The 17,873-nt window shown below is 72.3% G+C and carries 12 protein-coding genes and 4 pseudogenes; 11 read left to right on the top strand and 5 right to left on the bottom strand.

The window, feature by feature from the left end; translation table 11 throughout:
• Positions 1-40: 40 nt before the first annotated feature.
• From ABZV31_RS31445 to ABZV31_RS31425, 5 genes and pseudogenes are all read left to right on the top strand, one after another.
• Positions 41-913 (top strand): winged helix-turn-helix domain-containing protein, encoded by an 873-nt coding sequence (locus tag ABZV31_RS31445; protein ID WP_355900284.1) that lies wholly within the window; start codon positions 41-43, stop codon positions 911-913.
• A 251-nt stretch (positions 914-1,164) separates the two neighbouring features.
• The gene (locus tag ABZV31_RS31440; protein ID WP_355900283.1) at positions 1,165-3,345 is read left to right on the top strand and encodes an aminoglycoside phosphotransferase family protein; all 2,181 of its coding nucleotides are present in this window, start codon (positions 1,165-1,167) and stop codon (positions 3,343-3,345) included.
• A gap of 91 nt (positions 3,346-3,436) precedes the next feature.
• On the top strand, positions 3,437-4,324 hold the full coding sequence (locus ABZV31_RS31435) for a hypothetical protein (RefSeq protein ID WP_355900282.1): 888 nt from the start codon (positions 3,437-3,439) through the stop codon (positions 4,322-4,324).
• Between the two features lie 31 nt (positions 4,325-4,355).
• Positions 4,356-4,562 (top strand): annotated as a pseudogene (locus ABZV31_RS31430) (TetR family transcriptional regulator); the annotation flags it as partial.
• Positions 4,563-4,564: 2 nt separating this feature from the next.
• Positions 4,565-5,827, top strand: a pseudogene (locus tag ABZV31_RS31425) (AAA family ATPase); the annotation flags it as partial.
• 211 nt (positions 5,828-6,038) lie between these two features.
• Here the strand turns inward: ABZV31_RS31425 and ABZV31_RS31420 are convergent.
• Together ABZV31_RS31420 and ABZV31_RS31415 are read right to left on the bottom strand one after the other, a co-directional pair.
• A pseudogene (locus ABZV31_RS31420) lies at positions 6,039-6,374 on the bottom strand (DUF2267 domain-containing protein); the annotation flags it as partial.
• Between the two features lie 46 nt (positions 6,375-6,420).
• Positions 6,421-6,795 (bottom strand): Hsp20/alpha crystallin family protein, encoded by a 375-nt coding sequence (locus tag ABZV31_RS31415; RefSeq protein WP_355900281.1) that lies wholly within the window; start codon positions 6,793-6,795, stop codon positions 6,421-6,423.
• Between the two features lie 347 nt (positions 6,796-7,142).
• Here ABZV31_RS31415 and ABZV31_RS31410 point away from each other — a divergent pair, with 347 nt between their 5' ends.
• The gene (locus tag ABZV31_RS31410) at positions 7,143-7,286 is read left to right on the top strand and encodes a hypothetical protein (protein ID WP_355900280.1); all 144 of its coding nucleotides are present in this window, start codon (positions 7,143-7,145) and stop codon (positions 7,284-7,286) included.
• Between the two features lie 506 nt (positions 7,287-7,792).
• On the opposite strand, the gene ABZV31_RS31405 is transcribed toward ABZV31_RS31410, so the two are convergent.
• Positions 7,793-8,191 (bottom strand): hypothetical protein, encoded by a 399-nt coding sequence (locus tag ABZV31_RS31405; protein WP_355900279.1) that lies wholly within the window; start codon positions 8,189-8,191, stop codon positions 7,793-7,795.
• Between the two features lie 185 nt (positions 8,192-8,376).
• On the opposite strand from ABZV31_RS31405, the gene ABZV31_RS31400 reads away from it, so the two are divergent.
• Positions 8,377-12,759, top strand: coding sequence for a cation-translocating P-type ATPase (locus ABZV31_RS31400; RefSeq protein ID WP_355900278.1), 4,383 nt, complete (start codon positions 8,377-8,379; stop codon positions 12,757-12,759).
• A gap of 74 nt (positions 12,760-12,833) precedes the next feature.
• On the opposite strand, the pseudogene ABZV31_RS31395 reads toward ABZV31_RS31400, so the two are convergent.
• Positions 12,834-13,163 (bottom strand): annotated as a pseudogene (locus ABZV31_RS31395) (ribonuclease BN); the annotation flags it as partial.
• Between ABZV31_RS31395 and ABZV31_RS31390 the strand changes: the two are divergent.
• The 4 genes from ABZV31_RS31390 to ABZV31_RS31375 all read left to right on the top strand — a co-directional run bounded on the left by ABZV31_RS31390 (position 13,051) and on the right by ABZV31_RS31375 (position 15,970).
• Positions 13,051-13,530: a helix-turn-helix transcriptional regulator gene (locus tag ABZV31_RS31390; protein ID WP_355900277.1), complete on the top strand. Its 480-nt coding sequence runs from the start codon at positions 13,051-13,053 to the stop codon at positions 13,528-13,530. The pseudogene ABZV31_RS31395 and the gene ABZV31_RS31390 sit on opposite strands and share 113 nt — an antisense overlap.
• A 570-nt stretch (positions 13,531-14,100) precedes the next feature.
• Positions 14,101-14,706, top strand: coding sequence for a helix-turn-helix transcriptional regulator (locus ABZV31_RS31385; RefSeq protein WP_355900276.1), 606 nt, complete (start codon positions 14,101-14,103; stop codon positions 14,704-14,706).
• 88 nt (positions 14,707-14,794) lie between these two features.
• Positions 14,795-15,505 (top strand): hypothetical protein, encoded by a 711-nt coding sequence (locus ABZV31_RS31380; RefSeq protein ID WP_355900275.1) that lies wholly within the window; start codon positions 14,795-14,797, stop codon positions 15,503-15,505.
• 120 nt (positions 15,506-15,625) lie between these two features.
• Entirely contained in the window at positions 15,626-15,970 is a 345-nt protein-coding gene (locus ABZV31_RS31375; protein ID WP_355900340.1) for a DUF2516 family protein, read from the top strand.
• Between the two features lie 124 nt (positions 15,971-16,094).
• Here ABZV31_RS31375 and ABZV31_RS31370 read toward each other — a convergent pair whose 3' ends face one another.
• Entirely contained in the window at positions 16,095-17,426 is a 1,332-nt protein-coding gene (locus tag ABZV31_RS31370; protein ID WP_355900274.1) for a fused response regulator/phosphatase, read from the bottom strand.
• Positions 17,427-17,873 lie beyond the last annotated feature (447 nt).

Genomic DNA, 17,873 nt, shown 5'->3' with positions numbered 1-17,873 from the left:
ACCGGGTTGGCCGGTGGACTGTCGGCGGTACCGTCAACTCGTGGGTGAAGAACGGACGGGCGACGGCGGCGGCAGGGAGTTTTGCCGGGTCTCCGAGGAGTTGCGGGCCCGGATGGCGGACGGCACGTATCCGCTGCGCTCCTTCCTGCCCTCCCAGCGCGACCTCGCGGAGGAGTTCGGCGTCTCCCGGGACACGGTGCAGCGGGTGCTGCGGGAGCTGAGCAACGAGGGCTGGATCGAGTCGCGGCAGGGCAGCGGCTCGCGGGTGGTCAAGAACCAGCGCATACAGTCGTCGATGGCCAAGGCCACCAGGTCGCGCCGGGGAGTGACGTTGGCTCCGCTCATCAGCGAGGCGTTCGAACAGCCCGAAGTGACGCTCGACGTCTACACGTTGACGTCCGAGTCGCTGGACGCGCACATCCGGCTCCAGGCGGAGCGAATCAGGGGCGGCTTCATCCAGCCCGAGCGCATCGCCCTGCGCATGCTCCTGCCGTCCACCTCGTTGCCGCTGCCCTACCCGCGGGCGAGGGACGACAAGGACGCCCCCCGCCTGCGCGACCGCCTGCACGCCATCACGGAACGACACACGGACTCGCTGCGCGGGGTGCTGGGGGAGCTGCAGACCGAGAAGCTGGTGCCCTCCGTCGACGTGCAGATCCGTCACGCTCCGCTGACCCCGGCCTTCAAGCTCTACGTGATCAACGGTGTGGAGGTCCTCTTCGGACCCTACGAGGTGATCGAGCGCCCGGTGGTGCTCGAGACCGGCGAGGAGATCAGGGCGCTCGACGTGCTGGGGCTCGGCGCCACCCTGACGCACCACGTGCGCGACGCCGACCAGAACTCGCCGGGCTCCGTCTTCGTGGCCTCCATGCAGGCGTGGTTCGAGTCCGTCTGGACCCTGCTGTCCGAGTAGCGGGGATGTGGCTCAGAAGCCCCAGGACTGTGCTGTAGCATGCCCGCACCGCGTGAGCAATAGCTCTGTTGGGCACGTATAGCACGCAAGAGGTGGTGCACAAGCCGACCTCGCAGGTGCTGACGCATACCGGACGCACGGACGAGGGCGTACCACCCATTGCGCCGACTCGCCGCGCTCTGGTCGTGCGCAGTATGTCCGTGACGTACGTTTTGCCTACCTTCATTCTTGCGTGAGTATCTGGAGCGGCCGTGGGCGCACCTCCTCCCCCTCGTCCCTTTCTCGGGGAGCGTGCCCTGCGCCACGTCCAGGAGTTCGTGCAGCTTGCCGCCCAGGGCGAGGCGAGCAGCGGGCACCACAACCAGAACTACGTGCTGCCCCTGACGAAGCGCATGGCGAGTCTGCTGAGCAGGGCGGCCGGCACCTCTGTGACCGTGCGGATCCGGCGCGCCGAGGCGCTGCCCGTGGTGATCAGGACATGGGACAACGAGGCGCGGATCCTCGACGCCGTCAGGGGCGTCCTGCCCCACGCACCCCAGTGCCTCCTCGACGGGGACGGCTTCGCGATCCACAGCTATGTGGAAGGCGTGCCGCTCTCCAGCGTCTGCGCCAACGGCAAACCCGTCGACACCCTGCTGATCAGGGCCCTGGCCGGGCTGCTCGCCCAGATGGCCCAGGTGCGCAGGGGGGCGCTGCCGCCGCTGCCGGTCGGCTGGCCCACGAACGACACGGACAGCCAGGGTTTCCTGCAGACGCTGGCCCGACTGGCGGACCGGCAGATCCGTCAGCCCAATTGGCGTGCTTTCGGTGGACTGTTCGCGGCGCTGGGCATCCCGGAGGACGCCCTCGTCCAGCTGGCCGAGCGGGTCCCCGCCATGGCACGGCGGCCGTACAGCCTGCTCCACGCGGATCTCCACCGCGACAACCTGATCATGTCGTACGGCGGTGATCCGCCCCTGATCTGCGTCGACTGGGAACTGGCGACCTACGGCGACCCCCTGCACGACCTCGCCACGCACCTCGTGCGCATGCAGTACCCCTCGTACCAGTGGGACGAGGTGATCGGAGCGTGGGCGGAGGCCATGCAGCGTATCCGCCCCGCGGCCGTCAACGGCCTGGCCAAGGATCTGCGCCACTATGTGGCCTTCGAGCAGGCGCAGTCCGTCTACCCGGACGTGATGCGGGCAGCGAAGGCGCTGGAGGACTCACTCGACCAGAAGAGCTTGGACGAGGCGACGGCCGCCGTGCACCGGGCACTGGAGACAGCCGCCCATCCGCTCCGGCTCCGAAACGTTCCGGACACGGCCGAGATCGAGCGGATCCTCTTCCGCTGGCAGGCCTCCCGCACGGCGGTCAGGCACGGCGGCCCGGCCCGCGCCGCCAGGGCGATCTCGTGGACGTGGGACCAGCGCCTTCCGGAGCGGCCCGACTTCCCCGCCTCCGCTGTCAGGCACGCCCTGCTCGCCGAGGGCATGGCACCGGCCAGCCGCGTGTTCAAGGGCACCGCGCACCTCAATTCGGTGGTCCGGGTGCCCGAGGTCGACTACCCGGTCGTGGTGCGGCGCAAGGTGGCCAACATCTGCCGCCGTGAGCCGAGTTTCCTCAGTGAGCACGCCGTGCTGGCGGCCATCGAGCGATCGGGGGTCCCGGTGGCGGCGCCGAAGGCCCTCGCCCTGGGGCGCAGCCACCGGGGGCAGCCCTACGCCATCCACACGTACGTCGGACCTGATGACACCGACCGCCCGCCCAACCACCCGGTGCACGGCCTGCTGCCGCACGAGGCGGACGGGCTCGTCGACCAGCTCTGCGCGCTGACGGACGTGAACTACGGGGAGCTCGACCCGGTCGCAGGGGGGGAGGCCTTCTTCACCTGGCTGTGCGACCAACTCGTGATCCTGGTGGCGAACCTGCCGAAGGAGTCGCAGCAGCTGGCCCGGCTCCTCGGGCTGCCCGACGCCCCCCGGCTCGGGCAGATCCTGTCCCGGCACCGTGTGAGCCCCCGCAAGCCGGCCCTGCTGCACGGCGACCTGAACCCGTGGAACCTCGTGCGCCGCAACGACGCACTGGCCCTGACCATCATCGACTGGGAAATGGCGCTGATCGGCGACCCGCTGTACGACCTGGTCCGGCACATGCACCTCACCCCCACCCGCCCGGAGATCCGCGAGCGCATGTTCCGGCGCTGGGAGCACCGCCTGCCCGCCGAGTACACCGCCAACTGGCGGCAGGACTGGCGGGTGTACCGGTGGATCGAGACGGTCCGGTCCGCGTACGTGGACCTCGACCGTCTGGTGACCGGCGCGAGCCTGGACGCCCCCAATGTCCGCCGGGCCGTCGACTCGTACGCGATGACCCTTGCGGTGGCCACGGGTTCCCTCGGCCTGCCCGTCCGCTCGACGGCGAACCCCTATCTTGCCCGCGCTCTGGCATAGGGGGACCATGGCTGGACCAGAAAGCCGGTGCGCCGCGGGGCATGTGACGGCGCGTCGGTAGGACCGGCGTGGGGCGGGGGAGGGGGCGCGCATGGCCGAGGGGACCCGGGTGTCGGCCGAGGACGGCATAGGGCCGCGACTGCGGCGCTTTCAGGAGCGCTACGAGCCCCTGGTCACCCGCGCCCTGCTCCTCGGTGTTTTCGCCACCGGCCTGACCGCCCAGTTCGTCAAGCCGGTCGGAGACGCCCTGGAGGGCAAGGCCTACCTGGGCGGCGCGCTGTTCAGCCTCGTCGGCTACGTGCTGTACGACCAGGTCAAGGAGCTGAGCTCGTCGGTCCGGGTGCCGGCTCGGGTGCTGGTGAACTCCAGCCAGCTGGGAAGTTTCGTCAGCGAGGCTTTCCAGGCCCGCAAGGTGGAGATCAGTTTTCTCGGCTACACGGGCGAGACGCTCTACAACGCTCTGTACCACCGTCTGGAGAACCTCTTCGACAACCCGGGGCCGACCCGGCGGGTCTCCATCCGCATGCTCGTGCCGGACTTCGGCCAGCCGATGATCGTGCCCTCCAGAGTCGGCCAGGACGACGGCCCGGAGGACGACCCCGACTTCCGCAAGCGCATGGAGGGGCGCTGCCGCGAGTACGACAGCGTCCTGTCCGAGCTGGCGGGACGGCTCACGGCGAACAGCAAGGTGGCCGTCGAGTGCGAGTACCGCCTCTACCCAGGCATCCCGCGCGACAAGATCTGCATCTTCAACCGGCAGCGGGTCCTGCACGGCCTGTACGACCTCTCCGCGCGGATGCGCCTGCAGCACAGGGGCCCGGAGTTCTACGACCCCAAGGGGTTCAACACGGACCTCAACGTATGGTCCCGGGAAGGCACGGCTGCCGCTGAGGCAGCCGTTTCCACGTGGAACAAGCACTTCGACGACCTGTGGGCCCTCGCCAAGGTCCCGCCGTGGCGGCAGCAGACCGCGCCCTGACCGGCGCCCGTACCTGCGTAGGCTGCCCGACATGGGGGAGACCGGTGGGCGTGAGATCGGGCTGCGCGAGCACAAGAAGCGGCGGATGTACCGGGAGGTGTCGGACGTCGCCGTCCGGCTCTTCCTGGAGAAGGGGTTCGACGCGGTGTCGGTGGCCGAGGTGGCCGCCGCGGCCGAGATCTCCAAGCCGACGCTCTTCCGCTACTTCCCGGCCAAGGAGGACCTTGTCCTGTACCGATGGCGCCGGGCAGCCGCGGCGACTCCGCCGACCTGACCGGCCTGGAGGACGAGCACCTCGGCCGGGGCGAGTCCCGGGCGAGCGACATCGTCGCCCGCGAGATCGAACGGCCCCGCGTCGGGCCCATGCGGGACATCGCCGCGACCATCCAGCCCGAGCAGGACGACCTCGTCCGCGAGGGCCTCGACGTCTCGGTCTGCGTACAGGGCGCCCCCGGCACGGGCAAGACCGCCGTCGGCCTGCACCGGGCCGCCTACCTGCTCTACACCCACCCCCAGCGCCTCCGGCGCGGCGGTCTGCTGATCCTCGGCCCCAACCGCACCTTCCTCTCCTACATCGCCGAGGTGCTGCCCGCCCTCGGCGAGACCGGGGTGCGGCAGTCGACCGTCGACGACGAGATCGCCCGCCACCCGGTGACCGGTACGGACGACGAGCCGGCCGCCCGCGTCAAGCACGACGCCCGCATGGCCGAGGTGCTGCGCCGGGGGCTGTACGGGTGTCCGCCGAGCGCGCCGCCTCCCTCGTCGTCCCCGACGGCTCGTACCCCGGCGCATCGAGGCGGGGGAACTCGGGCGGATCGTGGCGGACGTGCGCGCCGAGGAGCCGCCGTACGGCATCGGGCGCGAACGGGTGCGGGCGCGAGCCGTCCGCCTGGTGCAGCAGCAGGCGGAGCGGCGGTCCGGGCCGCGCCCGAACGCGTGGGTGCGGAAGATCGAGCGGGCGCGGGCGATCAGTGCGTACGTCGACGCCGTGTGGCTTAGGGGGCGGGCCCGAGGAGGTCGTCGCCGCACTCCTCACTGACCCGGACGTGCTGGCGCGGGCCGCGGACGGGCTGCTCGACGCCGACGAGCAGAAGGCGCTGCTGTGGGCGAAGCCGCCGCGCTCGTACAAGTCCGCGCGCTGGTCGGCCGCCGACCTGGTCCTCCTCGACGAGATGGCCGGGCTGATCGAGCACCCGGAGGGCTACGGCCACGTGGTCGTCGACGAGGCACAGGACCTGTCGCCGATGGAGTGCCGGGCGATCGCACGGCGGGCGTCCTTCGGTTCGCTGACGGTGCTCGGCGACCTGGCGCAGGGGACCACCCGTGGGCCGCCCGGTCGTGGCCCGAGCTGCTCGGGCACCTGGCGCAGGGGACCACGCCGTGGGCTGCGCGGTCGTGGTCCGAACTGCTCGGGCACCTGGGCAAGCCGGACGCGGTCGTGGTGCCGCTCACGACCGGGTTCCGGTGCCGCAGGAGGTCGTCGCGCTGACCAACCGCCTCCTCTGGTGCAGCCGCTCAACGAGCGGGTGCGCTGCGGCGGCGTCCACGTCGACGCGGGCGACATCGTGGTGGCCGACGAGGAGGGCGTCGTCACCGTCCCCGCCGCCCGCCGCGACGAAATCCTCACGGCGGCCCGTGCCGAGCTCGCGAAGGAGGCGGCGGAGACGTTGGAGGAGTGGGAGGAGGCGCACCGGGCGCGCATCGACAGGATCCTGAGGATGTTGTCCAGGAGCTCCTCGCCGGCCAGGTCCGCCACCACGCTCAGCACCGAACTCGTGTCCCAGCGGGCGGTCGCCGGGGTGGCACCCTCGATCCGGGCCGCCACGCTGTCGACGAACTGGGACGCGGTGAGCGGCTCGACGGCGGGGATCTGGTCGACCAGCACCTTGGCCGCCTCCGGCGGCAGGCGGCGGGCCAGTTCCACCCGCTCCGGCCCGCTCACGTGGCCGCCGAGAGCGGACAGCACGATACGGGTGACCCGTTCGGCCTCCTTGGTGGTCGTGTACTGCCCGCGCTCGCGTACCTCGTCAACGAGTTCACTCCACCGCATGACTACTGTCTTTCCCTCCCTGTCTGGTGTGTCGGGACACCAGTGATCAGCTGCTGATCTCCTTCGGCGCGCCGCCGCCACCGGTGATCTGGATCTTGCGCGGCTTGGCCTGCTCGGCGACCGGGATGCGGACGGTGAGGACACCGGCGTCGTACGACGCCTCGATCCGCTCGGTGTCGAGGCTCTCGCCGAGGAACAGCTGGCGGCTGAACGAGCCCGTCGGGCGCTCCGCGACGATCATCTCGGACTCCGAGGGAGCGGGGGAGCGACGCTCGGCGCGCACGGTGAGGACGTTCCGCTCCACATCGAGGTCGATGGACTCGGGGTCGATGCCGGGGAGGTCGAAGTGGATCACGAAGTCGTCACCCGCGCGGTAGGCGTCCATCGGCGTGGCCGCGGGGCGGGCGACGGCCCCGAGCATCTGCGCCTTCCGTGATCTCCTCGGGCCTGTCCGGGCCGGACGGATTCGGCTCCCTGCCGCCGGGCGGGTACCGGCGGCGGCCTGTGTCGGAGTCACCTGTCCCTCGAACATGGGGCCTGTCGGCGCCGTGAGGCTCCGCCGGAACCTCGCGTGCCGCAACCGCCCTCCGCCGGAATCTCGCGTGCCGCAACCGCCCGCCACCAGCGGGTCCCGGCCGGCCTCGGGCACCCCAATCGTTTACCCGGGCGACGTCAGAAGTACGCCAAAGTGGCACCCATAGTAGAAGGAAGAAGGGCAAAGTCGGACATCGGATACCCGTACATCCGAGCACAGAAAGACACCGGACCATGAGCGAGTTCCTTGTAGCGGTGGCAGCGAAGATCGGCGTCGCGGTCGCCGAGGCGGTCATCCTCCGCCTCGCGTGGGAGCTGTGGGCCGCCGTCTCGCGGTCCCTGCGCGCGGCCTCGGCAGCGGCGCCGGCTGCTGCCTGACGCGCAGGCCCGCCGTCGCCCGACGACGCGCACGAACCGTCGTCCTGCGGCACACATCGGACCGCCGCCCTGTGACACGCACGGACAGACGCCCGGGGCGCGAGCGGCTCACGTTTTCCGCCCCTGACCAAGGCAACCGGACCAGGGCCAGCCGGGCGGGGCGACGAGCCCGGCGCCGCGGGACGCTTCCCCCGTCGACTTCCCCGGCCAACGCTGGGGGTGTCCTTGGGGTGCTCCCGGGGAGGTGTCCCCAGGGTTCATCCGACACCCCTCAGTCCCAACTTCGTTCGACCAGATGGAGTCCCCATCACCCCACCGGTGCAGCGGGACTCCCTGGGGGATGCGCCCATGCTTACAGTGGCGGGTGCGCGCCATGGGCGTCCACGTCGGCGCCACGGGTGCTTCGGCGCAGCGCGCCGCCCGACGCACAGACGCCCGACGCACAGGCGCCCGACGCACAGACGCCCGGCGGCGCTGTCGCCGCCGGGCGCCGTTTCGTCGTTCCGTCAGGCGCTCTTCCCGACGTCAGCAGCGCGGGAGCCCGTCTCCGCCGGCGCCCCCGCGCTTCCGTTGTGCTCCCTTCGTTTGCTGCGCAGCAGCCAGGTGGCTCCTCCGACGGCCAGGGCGACCGGCCATTCGAGGGCCCCGGCCACGGCGAGCGCTCCGAGGCCGCCGTAGAAGGCGAGGTCCTTGCCTGCCGGCCTGCGGGGCAGCCGTGAGGCCACCGCTCGGGCGTCGGCCGCCATGTCTCCCAGGGTGAGGTACGGAATCGGCACGGAAGGGCGGAGCGTGCGCATGTGCACGCTCAGGCCCGCGCCCTCATGGGTCTGGGCTTCCTCGGCCTCTTCCTGCTGTGTCTGGCGCTGCGCGGCCGTCTGCCGCGCGGCCCCTGCTGTCCTGGCCATCCCGCCGCCTCCTTTCTACTGGTCCGGGTGATTTTTGCAGTTTGAGCGTTTTGCTCCTCTTTCAATTCTGACGCGCTTTTGGCCGGGTGTGCCCGGTGAAGGCGACTTGGTTCAAGTTGTCGCCGGTGGCTACCCGTGATCCCGTGGGGTCGGATACATGCCGTGGCCGGAGAGGGAGATGCGTTGTGCGGTTGCCGGGAGGCGGGCTGCTGCGGGCCGTCGTGTCGTCCGCCGCGGGTGCGCTGGAGGGCTCCGCCAAAAGACGCGTTCGGGCCTTCGACGGCCGCGCCCACGTCGCCGTACGGGGCCTGCGCGACGGCGGTCTCTCTGACGCCGAGGCGGCGAATCTGGCCGGGGACGTGCAGCAGCGGCTCGCCGCCCTGCCCGGTGTGGACTGGGCCGTGGTGAACACCGTCCTGGCGCACGCCGTCGTCGCCACCGAGGGGCCGCCCGACGCCGAGGCGACCGTGACGGCGCTGACCGACGCGGTCGAGGAGGTGGAGGAGAAGTACGGCATCGAGGGGCCGCTCCCGGAGCACCCTCTGTCCGGCGGCCGAATCGGGCGGGCGGCGCTGGCGGTCGCCCTGCAGGTGGCCGCCGCCCCCGCGGCCGCCGCGGCGGCCGTGACGCACCGCACCCCCGTACCGGCCGGCCTCGCGGCACTCGCGCCCGTCATCGACACCCAGCCCCGGCTCCGGCGCGTGTTCGAGAACGCGATCGGCCCCCGGAACACGGACATGCTCATGACCGCTTTGACGGTCGTGGGCCAGGTCGGCTCCGGCGGACTCTTCGGCATCGGTGCGGACACCGTCCGCCATGCCCTGCGTGTCGTCGAGGCGCACGCCGAGTGCGCCGCCTGGTCGGCGGCGGAACCGGATCTGACGGGGACTTCGCACGCGGCGCGTGCCGAGGGCGCGACGCCCCGGCCGACTCCGCGCGAAGTCCCCCTGAAGGACGGCCCGGTCGAGCGCTACGCGGACCGGGCGCTGGGCGTGGCCGCCGTCTCCTTCGCCGGATCGCTCCTCGTGACCCGGCGTGCCGGGCGGGCGGCCGGCGGAGCGCTGTCGGCCGTCCCCAAGGCACCGCTCCTGGCGCGCGACGCCTTCGCCTGCATCCTGGGCCGGGGCCTTGCCCGCCGCGGCACCGTCGTGGCGGAGCCCGAGGCGCTGCGCAAACTGGACCGGATCGGCACCGTGCTCCTCGACACGGACACCCTCGCCACCGGGGCGTATCTCCTCGCCGATCTCATCGCCCTCGACGAGGGAGCACCGTCGGGGGAACTAGCCGCGATGGCGCACCGGCTCTTCGACGGCTCCGCCCCGGACCGGGTGTGCCGGGACGGCGAGTGGGCACTGGGCCCCGTCGAGCGCCTGTCCCTGCGGGGACGTACCGGCATACACGCCCGGGAGCTGCTGCACCAGGGCGGTGCCCGACTGGTCCTGGGACTCGCACGCGACCACTGCCTGCTGGCGGTGGTGAGCGTGGCGCCCGAGATGCACGACGCCGCGAGCGTCTTCGTCCCGGCCGCGCACACCGCCGGACTCACCGTGGTCACCGCCGGCGAGCACACCACCGACCCCGCCGTGCGCGAGGCCGACGGCGTGACGGTCGGAGGCGACCGGTTGCTCGACTCGCTGCGCGCCCTGCAACGGGACGGGACCGGAGTGCTGCTGGTGTCACGTAACCGGGCCGCGCTCCAGGCCGCCGACGTCGGCGTCGGCATCACCGGCCCTGATGGTTCCCCGCCCTGGGGCGCGGACGTGTACGCGGGCACCGATCCGGCCGCGGCCGTCGTGGTCGTGGAGGCATGCCGCACCGCACGTGACGCGGCGCAGCGCGGAGTCCGGCTCGCGCAGGCGGCGGCGGCCATCGGCACGACCGTGGTCCTGGCCGGACGGACCCGGCGCCCCGCGGCCCGCGGCATGGAAGCGGTCAACACCGCGGCCGTACTCGGAACCGCCACCGGCATCTGGTCCGCCGTACGGCTGCTGCAACGCCCCCTGCCGCAGACCGCACCCCGTCACCCCTGGCACGCGATGGACCCGGCCACCGTGCTCGCCCGGACCGGCGGCACCGAGAGCGGCCTGACGACCGAGGAGGCGCGGGCCCGTGTCACCACACCCGTCGACCGGGCCCCGACCACGTCGCTGGCCAAGGCCTACCTCGCGGAGATGGCCAACCCGCTCACCCCCGTCCTCGCCGCCGGCGCGGCCATGTCGGCGGCGGTGGGCGCCGTCCTCGACTCCGGCGTCATCATCGCGGTCACCGCGCTCTCGGGACTCATCGGGGGCTTCCAACGCCACTCGACCGACCAGGCGGTGGCCCGGCTGCGACGCGAGTCGGCGGTCATGGCCAGGGTGCTGCGGGACGGCGCGGAGACCGGTATGCCCGCCGAGGAACTCGCGGTGGGCGACGTGGTGAACCTCGGCGCCGGCGATGTCGTACCGGCCGACTGCCGGCTGCTGGAGGCACATCACTTCGAGGCCGACGAGTCCGCACTGACCGGCGAGTCGCTGCCCGTCGCCAAGGACGTCACGCCCGTCCTCGCCTCCGACCTGGCGGACCGCTCGTCCATGGTCTACGAGGGCACGACCGTGGCCGCCGGACGCGGCCGCGCCGTGGTCGTCGCCACGGGCACCGCCACCGAGGCGGGCCGTGCCGCGGCCGGGGGACGGGGCGCCGCACCGGCGGTCGGCGTCGAACGGCGGCTGGCGCAGATCACGCGCACCACCCTGCCGGTGGCGCTCGGATCCGCAGTGGCGGTGATGGCCGCCGGAATGCTGCGCGGGCGCCCCGCGCGGGACACGATCGGCGCCGGTGTGGGCCTGGCGGTGGCCAGCGTTCCGGAGGGCCTGCCCTTCCTGGTCTCGGCGGCCCAACTCGCTTCCGCACGACGGCTGTCCGCACGAGGGGCCCTGGTGCGGGACCCCCGGATCATCGAGGCGGCCGGCCGCACCGACGTCCTGTGCTTCGACAAGACCGGAACCCTCACCTACGGGCGGATCTCGCTCGTCGCCGTCGCGGCGGACGGCGACAGCCGGCCCGTCGACTCGCTGGGGGACCGGCAGCGGGCCGTACTCGCCGCCGCTCTGCGCGCCACACCGCGCCCGCACGGCGGCCGGCGCCTCGAACACGCCACCGACGGGGCGGTCGCCGCCGGTGCGGAGGAGGCGGGCGTGGGCCGGGCGACGGGCGCACCGGGCTGGCGGCGCGTCTCCGGCCTGCCGTTCGAACCGAGCCGCGGCTTCCACGCCGTCCGCGCCCGCAGCGGGGACAGCTGGATCCTGTCGGTGAAGGGAGCGCCCGAAGAGGTCGTCCAGCGCTGCGCCACGCGCGGCGGCCGTCCCCTGGACCGGGCGGGCAGGCAGAGCATCCTGGCGGACGGCGAGAAACTGGCCGCCCAGGGCCACCGGATCCTCGCGGTCGCCGAACTCCGCGACACGACCGCAGCAGGCAGGCTCACCGACGAGGCCGTCACCGGACTGGACTTCCTCGGGTTCCTCGCGTTCGCCGACCGGGTGCGCGGCACCGCCGCCGACGCCGTACGCCGCCTGGCGGACGCCGGAGTGCACATCGTCATGATCACCGGAGACCATCCGGGGACCGCCGAGGCCATGGCCCGCGAACTCAACGTCCTGGACGGACGCCGGGTCGTGACGGGAGCCGAACTCGACGGCCTCGACGACCGTGCTCTCGACGCGCTTCTGCCGGAGGTCGGTGTCGTCGCGCGCGGCACCCCCGTCCACAAGGTCCGTGTCGTACAGGCCTTCCAGCGTCTGGGGCGGACGGTCGCGATGACGGGTGACGGCGCCAACGACGCCCCCGCCATCCGGCTCGCCGACGTCGGCATCGCGTTCGGTACGCGCGCCACGCCGGCCGCGCGCGCCGCCGCCGACCTCGTCGTGACCGACGACCGGCTGGAGACGGTCCTCGCCGCACTCGTGGAGGGCCGCGCCATGTGGGCCTCGGTACGGAAGGCCCTGGCCATTCTCGTCGGCGGCAACCTCGGCGAGATCGCCTTCACCCTCCTCGGAGCCGCCGCGACCGGCACCTCTCCGCTGACGGCTCGTCAACTCCTATTGGTGAACCTCTTCACCGACCTCGCCCCGGCCATGGCCCTCGCCCTCCGCCCGCCCCACCCCGAGGCGGCCGGGCGCATGCTCCTCGAAGGGCCCGAGGTCTCGCTCGGCACGGCCCTCACCGAGGAGACCGTCTCGCGTGCGGTGGCCACCGCGTTCGGCGCCACGCTGGGGTGGCTGGCCGCCCGCTTCACGGGGCGTGCGGCCCGCGCCCGCACCGTCGCCCTCGTGGCACTGGTGGGGGCTCAGCTCGGGCAGACGCTGCTGGTCGGCGGCCGGAGCCAGGCGGTCGTCCTCTCGTCGCTGGGCTCCCTGGCCACCCTGGCCGCCGTCGTCCAGACGCCCGGCCTCAGCCAGTTCTTCGGCTGCACGCCGCTCGGCCCCCTCGCCTGGACCATCGCCCTGTCGGCCGCGGCGGCGGCCACGGCGAGCGCGTTGTTCCTGCCGGCGGTGGTCGGCCGCGTCCGCGCGGGGCTCGCCCAGCGGTGAACGGCGGCCCGCCCGCGGAGAACGCCGTCAGCCGCCCGGCCGCGCGGACCGCCCGCGCCTCCCCGCCCTGCGCTTCAGAGCAGCCCCGCCCCGCGCCTCCCCGCCCTGCGCTTCAGGGCATCGTGGACATGGCGGCCCAGCAGCGCCCCGCCGAAAACGACGAAGCCGACGCCGATGAGCCACGACTGCACGACGAGCACGGTGCCGACCGAGCCGTAGGTGATCGCGTTGTTCACGATGAGCGGGGAGAAGACCCGGTACGAGAACCAGCGCAGGCCGACCAGCCCCAGCATGGTGGCGACCGCGCCCGGCAACAGCGCGCGCCATGGCAACCGCTCGCTGAGCAGGAAGTGCTGCCCCCACCAGAAGAAGAGCACCCCGAACAGCACGGTGAGCGTGATGCGCACGACCGACTCCGGCATTCCGGAACGTAGCACTGCCGCGCTCGCCATCCGGCACCCCGGCGCCGTCGCCTTCCTCGTCAAGGTCTTCGAGCACATGTGGGAACGGGCCCAGCAGGTTTCCATCGTCTCCGAACAGCACCGCCCGAACCTGATGACCGACTCGATCCGTGCCGCCATGCTCCGCATGGTCGTCACTGGCCACACCGACGAAATGATCGCCGCCCGCCTGGGTGTGAGCTCCCGCACGGTCTCCACGCACATCAAAAAGGTCGCCGAAGTCCTGGGCAGCCGCAGCCGCGCCGAACTCGGCTACCTCATCTCCCAGCGCCGCTTGCTGGAACGGGAGGGGGAACCGGTGGGTTCCTAAGGTTATGGGCAGTATGCGGGAGGTTGTCGAGGATCTCGTCGGCGGTCCTCCTGGGGTCACGTGAGGGGCTCCGGGTCCGCGTGCCGCTGCTTATTCAGACGCTGGAGTCCTGCTCCAGTGCGGCGACGCTGCGGTGGGCACGGGATGAAGGGCAGGTGGACGCGTGGGTGGCGCTGCCACTCGTGTACCGCCGGGGTCTTGGGGGTGGTGAGCTGTCACGGGTCATGTGCGGGTTCACGTTCGCCGTGGCGGCCTTGCCGATCGTGGAGAAAGGATTCAGGATTTGCTGGCGGCGGTGCCGCTGATGAGGCGCGGCTATCACCGTGCCGTTGAACACACCCGGCTCGGCGAAAAGGCTGGTGGTGCCGGGCCGGGCATCGTCGCGTCCGGCGGTGCGTGGATAGGGTCCCGAGAGCGCTCCTGTGGCAGGGGGCAGGCGTAACTGGCGACAGATGTCCTGCAAATACGACACCTATCGTGCTCAGGCTCACAGGCGCTCGGGGATGGCGCGGCGCACTCTTGCAAGCGGGGTGCTTGCAATTGTTAGCGGGGGTGGTGCAAGGTGGAGACATGGCATCGCTCAACGTCGGCAATCTCGGTGAGTACCTGCGCGAGCAGCGGCGCAACGCGCAGCTGTCGCTGCGGCAGCTCGCCGATGCCGCCGGGGTGTCCAATCCGTATCTGAGCCAGATCGAGCGCGGGCTGCGCAAGCCGAGCGCGGAGGTGCTGCAGCAGGTCGCCAAGGCGCTGCGCATCTCCGCCGAGACGCTGTACGTGCGGGCCGGAATCCTCGATGCCGAGCGGGACCGGGACGAGGTGGAGACGCGCGCCGTCATCCTTGCCGATCCCTCGCTGAACGAGCGGCAGAAGCAGGTGCTGCTCCAGATCTACGAGTCCTTCCGCAAGGAGAACGGGTTCGGGATCGCCAAGGCGGACGGCCAGGCGGACGACGAGGCCCATGAACCGGTCCAGGTCCGTGAGCGCAGCGGAGACGCGGCCGACGCCGCGAGCGCTCAGGACGGCGACACCGGCGACACCACCGACCGCGGCTCCCGCACGGCCGACGGCGACAGCGGCATACGCCCCTCTCCGGAGGCGAACGGCGGCCGCCGCGCCCCACGCCGTACCCGCACGTCCGGCGGTAGTGACGCCGATCCGCGGCAGACGGCCAGTTGATCCCACGCCCGCAGGGGCCGGGCAGCTCGCCGACCGACCGCGGAAAACCAAAACCCTCAGCCGAAAGCGACCCGGGAGGACCATCACCATGGCCATCACCGACGACCTGCGCAAGACCCTCAGCGACCCGACGCCGCTCTACTTCGCCGCAGGCACCGCGGATCTGGCCCTGCAGCAGGCCAAGAAGGTGCCCGCCCTGGTGGAGCAGCTGCGCGCCGAGGCCCCGGCCCGTATCGACGCGGTGCGCAACACCGACCCGAAGGCCGTCCAGGAGAAGGCCGCCGCCCGCGCCAAGGAGGCCGCCGCCCGCGCCAAGGAGGCCGGTGCCCGCGTCAAGGAGGCCGGTGCCCGCGTCAAGGAGACGCAGGAGACCATCCAGACCAAGGTCACCGAGTTTCTGAACTCCCTCGACTCCGACCTGAAGAAGTTCGGCAGCACCCTCGACACCGACCTGAAGAAGCTCGGCGAGACCGCCCAGGACCTCGCCCTGCGCAGCGTCGGTGTCGCCGCCGAGTACGCCGTGAAGGCCCGCGAGACCTACGAGAAGGTCGCCGAGCACGGCGAGCAGGCCGTGCGGACCTGGCGCGGCCAGGCCGCTGAGGGCATCGAGGACATCGCCGAGGAGGTCGAGGAGCTCGCCGTCGCCGTCGAGCCCAAGGCCGAGCCGGTCGAGGTCAAGGAGGACAGGCCCGCCGAGGCCAACGCCGAGCCCGCCACGGCGAAGAAGACGGCGGTGAAGAAGGCTCCGCCGCGCCGGATCACGACCACGGCCAAGAAGACCACGCCGCCCGCCAAGTAGGAGCGGTACGTCCGCCCCGTGCGGACGGCAGGCACGTGGGCCGGGCACCCTTGGGGTGCCCGGCCCGTTCTACGGGTACGGTGGCCGCATAAGAGACGGAGAGAACGGGCGGTGGGCAGCATGCTGATGTTGGGCTTCGCGGGGTTCCTGGGGCTCTTGAAGATCCTCCTCATGGCCCTGGCCGCGTTCGGCCTGTTCGATGCCGCGTTCCGGCGCGAGGACGCGTTCCGCGCCGCCGACAAGCAGAACAAGGTGTTCTGGCTGATCGTCCTCGGCCTCGCGCTCGTGGTGAGCTACCTGTTCTCGATCTTGTCGTTCCTGCCGGTCATCGGCGTGATCGCGAGCATCGTCTACATCGTGGACGTACGGCCCGCGCTCAAGCAGGTGTCGGGCGGCAGCGGCTGGGGCCGCCGCCGCGGAAGCAGCAGCGACGGCCCGTACGGCCCTTACAACGGCGGGCGGTAGCCACCATCCGGGACGGTGAGCCGCCAACCGGGACGGTGAGCCGGCACGGGCGGATGGTGAGCCGTCAGGGGCGGACGGTCAGTCGTCACGGGCGGACGGTCAGCCGCCACCTGGGCCGGGACGCCTACGGCTCCCGGTCCAGCAGGACCACCGCCACGTCGTCGGTAAGCTCGCCGCCGTTGAGCTCGCGCACCTCGTTCACCGCCGCACGGAGCAGCTCCTCGCCGCGCAGGCCCTGGGCCAGCTGGCGGCGGACCATCTCCACCATGCCGTCCTGGCCGAGCCGCTCGCCGGCCTCGCCGACCCGGCCCTCGATCAGGCCGTCGGTGTAGAGCATCAGACTCCACTCGGCGCCCAGCTCCACCTGCATCCGGGGCCAGCGGGCGCCGGGCAGCAGGCCGAGGGCGGGGCCGTTGTTGTCGTACGGCAGCAGCTGGGCCGGGCGGCCGGGGCGGGCGAGCAGCGGGGACGGGTGGCCGGCCAGGCACAGGCCCGCGCGGCGCCCGTCGGGCGCGATGTCCACCGTGCACAGCGTCGCGAAGATCTCGTCGTCGGCGCGCTCGTGCTCGAGCACCTGCTGCAGGGTTTTCAGCAGTTCGTCGCCGCACAGCCCCGCCAGCGTCAGCGCCCGCCAGGCGATGCGCAGCTCCACGCCGAGCGCCGCCTCGTCGGGGCCGTGGCCGCAGACGTCGCCGATCATGGCGTGCACGGTGCCGTCGGGCGTGCGGACGGTGTCGTAGAAGTCGCCGCCGAGCAGCGCGCGCGAGCGGCCGGGGCGGTAGCGGGCGGCGAAGCGCAGCGAGGACCCCTCCAGGAGGGGGGTCGGCAGCAGGCCGCGCTCCAGGCGGGCGTTCTCCTGGGCGCGCAGCTTGCCCTCGGCGAGCCTCCGCTCGGCCGTGTCGGACCGCTTGCGCTCCACCGCGTACCGGATCGCGCGGCTCAGCAGCCGCCCGTCCAGCTCGTCGCGGAACAGGTAGTCCTGGGCGCCGACCCGCACCGCCTCCGCGCCGCGCTCGGCGTCGCCGGACGCGGTGAGCGCGAGGACGGCGTGCCGGGGCGCGAGCTCGAGCACGTGCTTGAGCACGGCCAGCTCGTCGTCACCACCGGCACCGGACCGGCCGGGCGCCGGCAGCGCGAGGTCCAGCAGGATGCAGTGGACGTCGTCGGTGAGCAGCCGCTCGGCCTCGGTGAGGTTGCGGGCCGTGCGGATGCGGATCGGCTTGTCGGCCGAGTCGAGCAGCTCGGGCACGATCGGCGAACCGCCGGGGTCGTCCTCGATCAGCAGCAGGGTGAGATTGGCGCTGTTGGTGTGGGTGGTGTTGCGGTTGTCCTTCTCGACCGTGGCTTCCTTGTGCGGGGCCTGTGCTGCGGAGGGGCCGCCGCCGTGGGACACGGGCTGCGCCTGACCACTCTCCGCGGCCGGGATCGCTCTCTGCCGCGGTACGGGCACGGGCATTGTCCTGGGTTCCTTCCCTCCCCCCGAGGGCATGGCGGGCACGAGGGACCTCGCCCCACCGACCGGGACCATAGCGGTAGTCGGCGCCGCAACGGAATGGTGTGAGGCCCGTCGCTCGACCTCCGGCCACTGTCATATGCCGCGTTCCGTACCGGAGTTGGACAGGACGGGTCGGGGCTGGAATGACGAAGGTCACGTCCGGAGAGGGTTTGAGGGCGGCTTGGGGTGCGGTGGGTCACGTGGCCCAGGTCACCGGGCCGGCGGTGGGCCGGTGTCCGCCGCCGTAGGCGGAGCCGTCCGTCGCCCTGGTCGACCGCCGTCGGCCGTCAGCGGGTGTGCTTCGTCGGCCGTCGGCCGTCAGCGGGTGTGCTTCGTCGGCCGTCGGCCGTCAGCGGGTGTGCTTCGTCGGCCGTCGGCCGTCAGCGGGTGTGCTTCGTCGGCCGTCCG

Source organism: Streptomyces sp. NPDC005202 (genome assembly GCF_040608235.1).
In the GTDB taxonomy this organism is placed as follows: Bacteria; Actinomycetota; Actinomycetes; order Streptomycetales; family Streptomycetaceae; genus Streptomyces.
This window is presented reverse-complemented; position numbering and strand designations above follow the sequence as displayed.

Excerpts from the sequence above, each read along its gene's own strand:
- ABZV31_RS31435 (WP_355900282.1), top strand. The coding sequence starts at position 3,437 with ATGGCCGAGGGGACCCGGGTGTCGGCCGAGGACGGCATAGGGCCGCGA.
- ABZV31_RS31415 (WP_355900281.1), bottom strand. The coding sequence starts at position 6,795 with ATGCTCGGGGCCGTCGCCCGCCCCGCGGCCACGCCGATGGACGCCTAC.
- ABZV31_RS31410 (WP_355900280.1), top strand. The coding sequence starts at position 7,143 with ATGAGCGAGTTCCTTGTAGCGGTGGCAGCGAAGATCGGCGTCGCGGTC.
- ABZV31_RS31405 (WP_355900279.1), bottom strand. The coding sequence starts at position 8,191 with ATGGCCAGGACAGCAGGGGCCGCGCGGCAGACGGCCGCGCAGCGCCAG.
- ABZV31_RS31390 (WP_355900277.1), top strand. The coding sequence starts at position 13,051 with ATGGTGGCGACCGCGCCCGGCAACAGCGCGCGCCATGGCAACCGCTCG.
- ABZV31_RS31385 (WP_355900276.1), top strand. The coding sequence starts at position 14,101 with ATGGCATCGCTCAACGTCGGCAATCTCGGTGAGTACCTGCGCGAGCAG.
- ABZV31_RS31380 (WP_355900275.1), top strand. The coding sequence starts at position 14,795 with ATGGCCATCACCGACGACCTGCGCAAGACCCTCAGCGACCCGACGCCG.
- ABZV31_RS31375 (WP_355900340.1), top strand. The coding sequence starts at position 15,626 with ATGCTGATGTTGGGCTTCGCGGGGTTCCTGGGGCTCTTGAAGATCCTC.
- ABZV31_RS31370 (WP_355900274.1), bottom strand. The coding sequence starts at position 17,426 with ATGCCCGTGCCCGTACCGCGGCAGAGAGCGATCCCGGCCGCGGAGAGT.